The 12914-nt window shown below is 45.3% G+C and carries 6 protein-coding genes; all 6 read left to right on the forward strand.

The window, feature by feature from the left end:
* Nucleotides 1-96: 96 nt before the first annotated feature.
* The 6 genes from ACESPU_RS07980 (at nt 97) to bglX (ending at nt 12908) form a co-directional block, all read left to right on the forward strand.
* Nucleotides 97-3138, forward strand: a complete 3042-nt coding sequence (locus tag ACESPU_RS07980; RefSeq protein ID WP_122114990.1) for a TonB-dependent receptor — start codon at nt 97-99, stop codon at nt 3136-3138.
* A 24-nt stretch (nt 3139-3162) separates the two neighbouring features.
* Nucleotides 3163-4659 (forward strand): RagB/SusD family nutrient uptake outer membrane protein, encoded by a 1497-nt coding sequence (locus ACESPU_RS07985; RefSeq protein WP_005860289.1) that lies wholly within the window; start codon nt 3163-3165, stop codon nt 4657-4659.
* Between the two features lie 114 nt (nt 4660-4773).
* Nucleotides 4774-6939, forward strand: coding sequence for a glucoamylase family protein (locus ACESPU_RS07990; RefSeq protein ID WP_373133248.1), 2166 nt, complete (start codon nt 4774-4776; stop codon nt 6937-6939).
* Between the two features lie 140 nt (nt 6940-7079).
* Complete coding sequence (locus ACESPU_RS07995) at nt 7080-9236, forward strand: family 43 glycosylhydrolase (protein ID WP_048927210.1); 2157 nt, start codon at nt 7080-7082, stop codon at nt 9234-9236.
* Nucleotides 9237-9245: 9 nt separating this feature from the next.
* Complete coding sequence (locus tag ACESPU_RS08000; protein ID WP_373133249.1) at nt 9246-10640, forward strand: glucoamylase family protein; 1395 nt, start codon at nt 9246-9248, stop codon at nt 10638-10640.
* A 12-nt stretch (nt 10641-10652) separates the two neighbouring features.
* On the forward strand, nt 10653-12908 hold the full coding sequence (bglX, locus tag ACESPU_RS08005) for a beta-glucosidase BglX (protein WP_373133250.1): 2256 nt from the start codon (nt 10653-10655) through the stop codon (nt 12906-12908).
* Nucleotides 12909-12914 lie beyond the last annotated feature (6 nt).

Below are 12914 nucleotides of genomic sequence, written 5' to 3' on the forward strand. Positions count from 1 at the left end.
ATACAAAAATTTGCCCTTTTTTAGGTTTGGGTGTTCATTTGCTTCAAATTTAATAATGAGTGTAAAAACAAATGTTCAACTTTAAAACTAGAATGAATGAAAGCTAAATTAATGCTTTGTTTATGCCTGTTACTTGCTGCGACTACTATGTTTGCGCAGAATCTGACAGTTACTGGTGTGGTAACTGAAAAGGCCACAGGATACCCGGCTATCGGGGTAAGTGTTTTGGTTAAGGGTACGACGAATGGTACCATAACCTCTATGGATGGAGACTATACTTTGAGTAATGTTCCCAAGAACGCAACTTTAGTATTTAGTTATGTAGGTATGACTACACAAGAAGTCCCGGTTAACGGACAGACTGTAGTAAATGTTCTTATGAATGAAGATACGCAAAACTTGGAAGAGGTAGTTGTTATCGGTTATGGTACGAGTAAGGCTAAGGATTTGACAGCTCCAATTGCCGTGATCAAGGCTGATGAGATTACGAAACATGCGACATCATCTCCGATGAGTGCTTTGCAAGGAAAAGTGCCGGGTGTGCAGATTACGAATAGTGGCCAGCCAGGTTCCGGTCCTTCCGTACGTATTCGTGGTATCGGTTCTATGAATACGGATAGCCAACCTTTGTATGTTGTAGATGGAATGTTCTTTGATAATATTGATTTCTTGAATAATAGTGATATTCAAGATTTGTCTATTTTGAAAGATGCTTCTGCCGCTTCTATTTATGGTGTACGTGCGGCGAATGGCGTAGTCTTGGTTACGACAAAGAAAGGTGCGTTGAATCGTCCTGCTACGGTTACTTATGATGGTTATGTTGGCTTTCAAAAGGCTACGAATGTATTGAAAATGGCTAATAGTGAGCAATATGCGACTATGATCAGTGAGATGGGTAATGAAACCTTACAGGCTGTTGTAAATAACGCTAAAAATGTTTGGGGAACACTTCCGAATACAAACTGGTATGATGAGATCTTACATACAGCTTTAACTCACAACCATTCTTTAGACATTTCTGGAGGTACTGAAAAAGCTACTTATTCTGTGGGTACCTCTTATTTGTATCAAGATGGTATCTTGGATTCTAAAAATGATTACTCTCGTTTCAATTTGCGTACGAAAGCGGATTATAAGGCTTTTGATTGGTTGAAAGTAGGAGCTAACGTTGTTTTGAGCAACTCTACGCAAAACTTGCCAAACGGCGAGGTTTGGTTAGCAGCTTTCCGTACACCGGGTATTATTCCTGTATATGATGAAAATAGCTCCTTGAATCCGTATCCTACGAAATATGGTTCTCCTGCCCAAATCGGTTTGAGTGAGTATTACTACAATCCGGTTGCTCAAGCGGAGTATTATGATTCTAAAAATTCAATGTTGCGCGTAATGCCTTCTTTCTATGCGCAATTCGACTTCTTGCCGGAGAATAAGTTATTCTTTAAAACGGCTTATAGTCAAGATATCAATGTTATCCAGACAAGAGCTTATACTCCAGAATTTTTGGTTGGTGGAACTCAGTTGAATTCGACTCCCCTTTTGAATAAGAAGAATGATATTTATCACAGTTGGATTTTAGATAATACATTGACCTATACAGATACGTTCGGTGATCATGGTTTAACCGCGATGTTGGGTCAATCCGTACGTGAAGAGAACTGGCGTAACCTATGGGGAGAAGCTACAGGTGTTCCGGGCGGACACGAGGAATATTACTATTTGAATCAAGGTAATGCGGATGGACGTAAAACTGGCGATGACGGTACGACTTATCGTGGTGTTTCTTGGTTCGGTCGTGTATCTTATGATTATAAAGGCAAATATTTATTGTCTGCTACAATGCGTGCCGATGGTTCTTCCAAATACCAAGAGAAATGGGGTTATTTCCCTTCTGTAGGTGCTGCTTGGAATATTTCAGAAGAAGGATTCATGAAAGATCAGAAATGGGTTGATTATCTGAAATTACGTGCGAGCTGGGGTAAGTTAGGTAACGATAAGGTTGCGGCTAGTGATGGTTTCGCTTCCATTACGCAAGATATGGGTACCTCTGGTATATTTGGAGGAAGCGCTGTTCCTGGTTATACGAACTTGGTTTATTTTAGTTGGTTAGGTTGGGAAGTCGTGAATGAGACGAACGTCGGTTTAGATTTTCGTACGTTGAATAGCCGTTTGACAATAGAGGCAGACTGGTATTATCGTTTGACTCAAAATGCCGTGATCGATGCTCCTCTGCCAATGGGTGCCGGTAACTTATTAGGTAACAGAGGTGAGATTTTGAATACAGGTGTTGAGTTGTCTTTTAACTGGGCTGATAAGATCGGTAAAGATTTCTCTTACTACATTGGAGCAAACTTGACAACCTTGCACAATGAGGTAAAAGATTTGAATGGTTTATCTTATTTATATGGTGGTTCTGCGGAGTTCCGTACGATTTCTCAAGTTGGTGGTGAGTTGAATGCTTACTATGGATATGATATTGAGGGTGTTTATCAGAATGCCGCAGAGATCGCTGCTGATCCGATTGCTGTAGCAAATGGTTTGGAGCCCGGAGATTTCAAGTATGTTGACCAAAATAAGGATGGTAAGATTGATAATAAAGACCGTGTAACATTGGGTTCTTATATCCCGAACTTCAATTACGGTATCAACTTAGGATTCTCTTACAAGAATTTCGATTTCTCTATGGTTATGCAAGGTGTAGCTGGAAACCAGATCGTAAACCGTAAACGTGGTGACCGCCGTTGGCACTCTGAATTGAACTATGACTTAGATCAGTTCGAGAATCGTTGGACAGGTGAGGGTTCTACTAACGAATATATGTCTGCGAAAGGTTCTGTAAAACCTTGGAATATCTCTAACTTTAACTCATTCTATGTAGAAGATGGTTCTTATTTCCGTATTCAGAATGTACAAGTTGCTTATACATTCCCGAAGAAAGACTTTGGAAAATTCAAGATGCCGAGCATTCGTTTGAGCTTGACTGCTGATCGTCCTTTAACTGTTTTCAAGGCAAACAGCTTCAGCCCAGAGTTGGGTAGTAAGAACGAGAAAGGTGAGATAGCATCTTCTTCTTATGGATTTGATGAGCGTGTATATCCTTTAGCATCTTCTTATACGTTAGGTCTTCGTATTATTTATTAATCTTTAAATGCTAATCAGAAGTATATGAAAAATATATTAAAAAAACAGATTTTATGGGCTATCCCTTTAGCCTTTTCATTGCTGACATCCAGTTGTAGTGATTACTTGGATAAGCTTCCAGAGAATACTGTAGAGGTAGAGGGTATTGATTATACGAATAAATCGAATATGTATATGCCTGTTTCCGGTGTATATGCGACCGCTCGTGGTTATCTGGGGTCTTGGTCCTCGTATGGATGTATCATAGTTCGCGGTGACGATGTGAATAAAGGAGGATCTCCTACGGACCAGATTGAGTATGAGTATGCTAGTAAATTCCAGTATGATCGTTTGACTACTTTCTGGGCATTAAGTGGCCTTTGGGGAAACTGCTATTATGTTGTCTCTACTTCTAATTCAGCATTGGAGTCTTTAGAGAATTATGCTAAACATTTGACGAGTGAGTCAGACAAGCAATTAAACGCTCAATATGCTGCTGAAGTTCGCTTTTTCCGAGCATATGCTTATTTCCAGTTGGTAAATTTGTTTGGCGATGTGCCTCTTTTGTTAGACAATCAAGAACTGAATGTATTCAAGAATACGAAAGAGGATGTAAAGAAGTACATTTATGACGAGTTGGATTATTGTATAGCAAACTTACCGGCTATTCGTCCGAATGAGTCTGAGCATCCGGGAGCGGTTACAAAATATACCGCTGAGATGTTGAAAGCGAAACAGAAGATGTATGATAATGAATGGGATGAGGTATTGGCCTTGACCGAGGATATCGTCAATAGCGGAAAGTTTGAGTTGTATAATGACTTCTATGAGTTGTTTAAGATTCCGGGAAAATTGTGTAATGAGTCTTTGCTAGAGTATCAATTTACTGACTTTGGAAATGGAAGTGGTGATATCGTTTCTTCTGACAACTGGTTTGCGTTCCAAGGTCCTCGTGGAGAGGCTCCTATCTCTGGATGGGCATTTATTGAGCCGACTGAGAAAATCCGTAATTTATTCTCTAAACGTGGTGAAGCGGTTCGTGCGGAAACAACGTTCCTCATGACGGATGCCACTACTCGTGACGGTGATTATATTCCTGTCGCTCAACCGGGTGAACCGACTGCTTATAATGGAAAGGCTTATACACCGGCTAATCAAATGACTCCGGGACGTACTGGATATGGCGATAATAATAATATCCGTGTATTCCGTTATGCTGATGTGTTGTTAATGAACGCTGAGGCTAAAGTTCGTAAGGGACAAAATGGAGACGCTCCATTAAACTTGGTTCGCGAACGTGCTGGTTTAGCTCCGATTGCAAATGCGACTTTGGATCAAATTCTGGAAGAGCGTCAAGTTGAGTTGGCATTGGAATGGGGCGAACGTTTCTTCGATTTAGTCCGTACGGACAGAGCCACTCAAGAACTTCCGGGTTTTGTGAAAGGAGAAAGCGAATATTATCCGATACCACAGGATCAAATTGACTTGAATCCTAACTTAGAAGCTGAGCCTGTGCCTTTTGAGCCGGAAGTAACAGAGTAATATAAGATTCTCATTATTTACTAGACCTTTGTAGTTTGGCAAGGCGGTGTCAACCCGTTTGGCACCGCCTATTTTATCTCAAATCATATCTTTATTTATATAAATATCAGCATCATGAAACACATCGCATTACTAACTACTCTCTTATTATCCGCCAGCTTGCAAGCGGTGGAGAAACCTTACGACTATGTTTTCTTCGAGAATAGCTTGATGAAAGGGGATTACTTTTATTCTCAAGCGAAATATACCTCACCTTCTTGGATTAAAAATGCGAGACATCATCTTCCGGTTGCCGGCTCTGTCGCTTTTACGCCCGGTAATTCCTTGGAGCTTACCTATGTATCCGCTCCCAGTGGAGATTGGTATAGCGAGATACAATATTGCCCGGTCCGTGGCAATGACTTCTTTCGTGAGCCTTCTACGCTCTCTATGCAAGTGCAGTTGAGAGAGAGCATGAATGCTGCCGCTCTTCCCAATATCGCTATTCGTTATGCGGACAGCACGTATACCCAATACCTAAACCTGAGAAATTATCTGAAAGATACACGTCCCGGCGTATGGCATTCCGTATCCATTCCTTTGAAGGATTTCGGATTAAACGCCGTGAACGATACGAACATCAAGAAATTAGCGGCTGTAGCCCTTCGTCCCGGTACGGCCGATGGAAACGAATATACGATTTATCTGGACGATATAGAGCTTTTGCCGGCTTCCCTTCCGTCGGTAAGTGCCTTAAACGCTCCGGTCTTGCAGGAAGCCAAGGCGTATGAGCGTCATATCGATATCAAATGGATTCCTCAATCGAAGGAGGATATAAAATACTATCGCATTTACCGTTCTTTCGACGGGATCACTTACCAGCCGGTCGCTGTCCGCCGCCCTTGGATGAATCGTTATACCGATTTCTTGGGAGAGGTTGGTAAAAAGGCTTATTATAAGGTGACGGTCGTGGATTATGCGCTGAATGAATCCAATGATTCCCAGACAGTATCGGCCACTACCTATCCAATGACGGACGAGCAATTGCTGGATATGGTACAGGAAGCGAACTTCCGTTACTATTGGGAGGGAGCGGAGCCAAATAGCGGTCTTGCCCGTGAGAATATTCCCGGACGGAATGATATGATCGCTACCGGGGCTTCCGGCTTCGGTATCATGGCGATCGTGGCGGGTATCGAACGGGGATTTATCACCCGGGAAGAGGGCGTACAGCGTTTCTTGAAAATCACTTCTTTCTTGGAGAAAGCGGATAAATTCCATGGGGCGGTCTCTCACTTTATCGATGGGACAACCGGGAAGACGGTCGCTTTCTTCGGCCCGAAAGATAATGGAGGTGATTTGGTGGAGACCTCTTTCTTATTCCAAGGACTGTTAACGGCTCGTCAATATTTCAACCAAGAGAATGACAAGGAGAAACAAATCCGTAAGAGCATCGATAATCTATGGAAAAACGTGGAATGGAGCTGGTATAAGCAATTTAAGGACAGCCCATATCTATATTGGCACTGGTCTCCAGATCAGGCGTGGGTGATCAATCATAAATTGATCGGCTGGAATGAGACCATGATTACCTATATGTTGGCTATCATGGGGCCGAAATACGGAATCTCTCCGGAGATGTATTATAGCGGCTGGGCCAGCCAAGAGGAGTATGCGCAAGAATACCGTGCCGATTGGGGGCGTGTAGAAGATGGTAAGATGTATACGAATGGCAATACTTATTATGGGGAGAACTTGAAAGTAGGTGTCTCTAATGGAGGTCCTCTTTTCTTTATCCATTACTCCTATCTCGGGCTGGACCCACATAAGTTCACGGATAAGTACACGAATTATTTCGAGAACAACCAGAAAATGGCAAAGATCAATCAACGGTATTGTATCGAGAACCAAGGGGGGTATGTAGGTTATGGAGAAGATTGTTGGGGATTGACCGCCAGCGATTTCGCTTGGAACTATCAAGCTCAGGAGCCGATGCCGCACAGGGATAACGGAACGATGGCACCTACGGGCGCTCTGGCTTCTTTCCCTTATACGCCGGACGCTTCCATGAAAGCCTTGCGGAATTATTATCGTAACCATGGCAGCTTCTTATGGGGTGAGTACGGTTTCCGGGATGCTTTCAACTTGACTGTAAATTGGGTATCTCCCTTATTTATGGGATTGAATCAAGCGCCTGTAACGGTTATGATCGAGAATTACCGTACGAATCTGTTGTGGAACCTTTTCATGAGCCATCCGGATGTCCAAAAAGGTATCCAAAAGATTCAATCCATAAAATAATAATGCGACAAAAAACAACAATAACTTATCTTGAACATAATATGCTGGCATATAATAGAATAAATAGGGCTATCGCTTCTTGGAAAAAACATGTACGTGTTTTCTCGGAAACATGTACGTCTTTTTCGGAAAACACGTACATGTTTTTCCGGAAAGACGTAGGAGTTTCTAGCGCTTCCTTAAAAGCCTACAATAAGTGTATGCTCGTATCACTCCTTGCCTCTTTCTTCGCGGTCTCTACCGTAAACGCTCAAGTAAACGAGCGGGGAGATTCCGTGATCGTGATCAAGGGGCAGGTAAGCGATTACTATATTACCGTATCCCAAAAACATTTTCTGGAAGGTACGATTACCGGACCGGACGGCAAGCCCTTGGAAGGCGCTACGGTGATGTTCACGGCTAGCCCGGTTCATTATACCACCGATGCGACAGGCTATTATAAGATACAAGCAAGTCGCTACGATCATGAGTTATTCGTGTATTATCCGGGGATGAAGTACGCTTATCGCACCTTTGGCGATAACGATACGAAAATAGATATCCGGATGGAGGCGGATCCTCGTGATGTACGGGTAAAAGCTCCTCAGCAAGCCACCCGCTGGTTCGACGCTACGGCCGATCATCCCTCTACCTATTGCAACCCGATGAATTTGAGCTACTGCTTCCGGGCGAATCTGCCGGATTTGGTGAAGAATGGCTCTTTCCGCTCTACGGCCGATCCGATGATGGTCATGTATAAAGGGGAATATTTCCTTTTCGCCACGAACCAAGCCGGATTCTATTATTCCAAGGATTTAAGCAATTGGGAGTTTGTATTCGCCGGTTTCCAACGTTATCCGGAAGATGACGACTTGTGCGCTCCGGCGGCTTTCGTAAGTGGAGATACCTTGTTCTATACCGGTTCTACCTATGCGGGATTGCCTATTTGGTATAGTACGAACCCGAAAAGCGGAAAGTTCAAGCGGTATGTGGAGAAAACGGCTCTTCCTAGCTGGGACCCGGCATTTTTGCTGGATGATGACGGACGTTTGTATATGTACTATGGTTCAAGTAATGAGTTCGCTTTGAAGGGAGTGGAACTGGATCGCCGTGATTTCCACCCGATCAGCAAGATCCAAGAGATCATGATGCTGCGCCCGGAAGAACACGGATGGGAACGTTTCGGGATGAACAATGACGATAGTACGACTTTAGCGCCTTTTACGGAAGGAGCTTTCGTGACCAAGCATAACGGTAAATATTATTTCCAATACGGTGCGCCGGGAACGGAGTTCAAGGTCTATGCGGATGGTGTCTATGTATCCGACAAGCCGATGGGCCCGTTCACCTACCAGAAACATAACCCGATGAGCTATAAGCCGGGAGGTTTCGTACAAGGTGCCGGTCATGGTGGTACTTTCGAGGATGCGTATGGCAATTACTGGCATGTGGCTACTTGCATGCTTTCTTTGAAATATAAGTTTGAGCGTCGTATTGGTTTGTACCCTACGGCATTCGATAAGGATGGCGTGATGTATTCGAACACCGCTTTCGGGGACTATCCTTTGCTTACGCCGAAAGGGAAGGTCGATGATATCGCGAATACGTTTTCCGGTTGGATGTTGCTATCGTATGGAAAACCGGTGATGGCCTCTTCCATGGATAGTACGTTAGTACCAGAGAATGTAACGGATGAGAGCATGCGTACTTTCTGGTCCGCCCGCTCGGGAGAGCCGGGTGAATGGCTCCAGATCTCTTTAGAGGGATTGAAAGAGGTACGTGCGATCCAGTTGAACTATTACGAGCATAGAGCCGTACAGCATAATAAGGCGATGGACTTGTATCATCAATATCGTATTTATCATTCTATAGATGGACAAAATTGGGAATTGGTAGTCGATAAGAGCGATAACGACAAGGACGTTCCGCACGACTATATCGAGTTGCGTGAGCCTTTGAAAACCCGTTATTTGAAAATAGTGAACGAACATGTGCCTTCGGGCAACTTCGCTATGTCTGGATTTCGTATTTTTGGAAATGGTTTGGGAGAAGCTCCCGCCGCCGTTAAGAACTTAAAGGTGGAACGCTCAAAAGCGGATAAGCGGAATGCGATGATCACTTGGGAGCCGGTAAAAGAGGCGTACGCTTACAATATCTATTATGGTATAGCGCCGGATAAATTGTACAACAGTATCACGGTACTGGGAGATACGATGTACGATTTCAGGGGCTTGGATAAGGATACGGACTATTATTTCTCGATCGAGGCATTGGGAGAGAGCGGCCGTTCACCGATGAGTAAAGTATTGAGACGATAACTATTTTAAATGTATATATCTATGAATACCTATTTCCGTACAGGCGTTGTTACCCTGTTGCTTGGCTTTTCGTTGACCGCTTGTCATGAGGCCAAGAAAAGTGACACATCCGCAGAGTCTACGCCCAATGAGCGTAAGTTGGATTTTCAGTCGGATGATGAATTCTTGACCTATATACAAAAGGCTCACTTTAATTATATGTGGGAAGGTGCGGAGCCTACCTCCGGACTGGCCTGTGAGCGTATCCATACGGATGGCGTGTATCCTGAGAACGATGCTGATATCGTGACCACCGGAGGTAGTGGTTTTGGCATCGCCGGGCTGTTGGTAGGTATTGAGCGTGGCTTTATCACCCGTGAGGAAGGTGTGGCCCGTTTTCATCAAATCGCTGATTACTTGGCGAAGGCCGATCGTTTCCATGGGGTCTGGCCTCACTGGATGCATGGACCTACGGGTAAGGTAAAGCCTTTCGGCCAGAAGGATAACGGAGGCGATTTGGTAGAGAGCGCTTTCTTAATGCAAGGTCTCTTATGCGTACGCCAATATTTCAAGGACGGTAATGCGAGCGAGAAAGCGTTGGCCGCGAAGATTGACCAGCTATGGCGTGAGATGGAATGGACATGGTATTTGAACGGGCAGGATGTATTGTATTGGCATTGGAGCCCGAATTACGCATGGGAGATGAATTTTCCTTTGGAAGGTTACAATGAATGTCTGATTACTTATATTTTGGCGGCGTCTTCGCCTACGTATCCGATCCCGGCTTCCGCTTATCATAACGGATGGGCTCGTAAAGGGGGGATCAAGAGCGATGCGGTCGCTTACGATTTACCTTTGATCTTGAAACATAATTATGCCGAGGAGTACGGCGGCCCGTTGTTTTGGGCGCATTATTCTTATATCGGCCTATGTCCGGTAGGCTTGTCGGATCGATACGCTAACTACTGGGACTTGAACCGGAATCACGTATTGATCGATTACCGTTATTGCGCGGAGAATCCGAAGGGTTTCAAGGGATATAGCGACGCTTGCTGGGGATTGACCGCCAGCTATTCCGTGAAAGGCTATAACGCGCATATGCCTTCCAACGATCATGGGGTGATTACGCCGACAGCCGCCTTGAGCAGTTATCCGTATACACCGGAGGAATCCTCGAAGGCATTGAAGCATTTCTATTTCAATCTGGGAGATAGCATCTGGGGTAAGTATGGTTTTTACGACGCTTTCAGTGAAGGCGAGAATTGGTATCCGCATCGTTATCTGGCGATAGACCAATGTACGATCACCCCGATGATCGAGAATTACCGTACGGGCCTTCTGTGGCGTTTGTTTATGAGCTGTCCGGAAATCCAGGACGGTTTGAAGAAATTGGGTTTCACGATCCATAATGCGAGAGAATCTTAATATTTAAATAACATGAGAAAGATTATATTATCATTCGCCGCTTGTTTGGCACTTGCGGCATACGGACAAAAGCCCGTTCAAGATACGAGAGCGATGGATACGTTTATCGATCAGTTGATGGGTAAAATGACTTTGGATGAGAAGATCGGACAGCTGAACTTGTCCGGTGGGGGTGTTCCCGGCATCTTGAGTGGCTCGGAAGGTGCGGACGAGACGATTCGTCGGGGCTGGCTGGGTGCTACGGGAGGCTCGGAGCTGGAGACGTTCCGTAAATTGCAGGAGATAGCGGTTAAGGAATCTCGCTTAGGAATTCCGCTTTTGTTCGGACTGGATGTGATTCATGGATATCATACGATCTTCCCGATCCCATTGGCTTTGTCTTGTAGCTGGGATACGACGTTGATCGAGCAAAGTGCCCGTATCGCCGCTATCGAGGCCAGCTCAAACGGTGTGACATGGACGTATTCCCCGATGGTGGATATCGCCCGTGACGCTCGTTGGGGACGTATCGCCGAGGGTAGTGGAGAGGACCCTTGGTGGGGTGGAAAGATCGCCGCCGCCATGGTGAGAGGCTATCAAGGAGATGACTTGACGAAAGAGAACACGATCTTGTCTTGCTTAAAGCACTTTGCCTTGTATGGCGCTTCCGAGGCCGGTCGTGATTATAATACGGTGGATATGAGCCGTATCAAGATGTTTAATGAGTATTTCCCGCCTTATAAAGCGGCTGTAGAGGCTGGTTGTGCCACGGTCATGTCTTCCTTTAATTTGGTAGAGGCGATTCCGGCTACGGGTAACCGTTGGTTGTTGACCGATTTGCTTCGTGATCAATGGGGATTCGATGGGTTTGTCGTTTCCGATTATAATTCGATCGGCGAGATGACCAATCATGGTTTGGGTGATACGCAGACCGTATCGGCCTTGGCTTTGCATGCCGGCTTGGATATGGATATGATGACAAATGGTTATATCACGACCTTGAAGAGGTCGTTGGAAGAGGGCCGTGTGTCTCAAGCGGATATTGATCAGGCTTGCCGCCGTGTATTGGAGGCGAAATATAAATTAGGCTTGTTCGAGGACCCTTATCGCTACTTGGACGCGGATCGTGCGAAAAAGAATACGTTCACGGATGAGCATATGAATACGGCTCGCCATATCGCCGGTAAATCCATTGTCTTGTTGAAGAATGACAAGGGTTTGTTGCCTTTGCGAAAGACAGGGACGATCGCCGTGGTAGGCCCGTTGGCGGATAAGAAGGTTGAGTTGTTCGGGACATGGTGTGGTATCGATACGGCGAAGTCGGCTTCCGTAGTGCAGGCTGTGAAGGAAATGGTTGGCAATAAGGCCCGTGTGATCTTCGCCAAGGGATGTAATTTGACGAACGAGCCGATGTTGGCGAAAGCCAGTGGCTTGAAGGTTGATCCGGTGGAGAATACCCGTTTGGTGAAGGAAGCGGTTGAGCAAGTGAAAGATGCGGATCGTATCATCGCCGTAATGGGTGAGCCGAATAACTGGTCCGGAGAGGCTTGCAGCCGTGCGGATATTAGTTTGCCGGAGAGCCAGAAAGAGCTGTTGAGAGCTTTGTTGGAGACCGGTAAACCGGTGGTGTTGGTCTTGGCGAATGGCCGTCCGTTGACCTTGGAGTGGGAGGATAGCCAATTCTCCGCGATCGTTGAGGCTTGGCATGGAGGTTCCGCCGCGGCTCGCGGATTGGTGGACGTATTGTTCGGCGACGTGAATCCTTCCGGTAAATTGACGACTACATTCCCTCGTAGCGTAGGCCAGATTCCTTTGTATTACAATGCTAAGAAAACAGGCCGCCCAATGAATCCGGATGATCATTTCACTTCTAAATATCTGGATATCACGAACGATCCTTTGTATCCGTTTGGCTATGGCTTGAGTTATACGACTTTCTCTTACGGTGATCTTCAGCTGGATAAGACGAGTGTGCAAGGAGAGAACGGTGTATTGACCGCCAGCGTACAGGTGACGAATACGGGCAAGCTAGAGGGCGAGGAAGTCGTACAGTTATATATCGGCGATCCGGCTGCCAGCATCTCCCGTCCGATGAAAGAGTTGAAGAACTTCCAGAAGATATCCTTGAAACCGGGTGAGAGCCGAAAAGTCTCTTTTACGATTACGCCGGAAGACTTGAAATTTTATAACAGCGCGTTGGAATACATCTGGGAACCGGGCTTATTCAATATCTACGTAGGTACGAACTCCCGGGACGTGAAATCGGCGCAGGTAACTTGGAACAAATAATACATA

The sequence above is a fragment of the Parabacteroides sp. 20_3 genome, assembly GCF_964238835.1.
GTDB classification, from domain to species: Bacteria; Bacteroidota; Bacteroidia; order Bacteroidales; family Tannerellaceae; genus Parabacteroides; species Parabacteroides distasonis.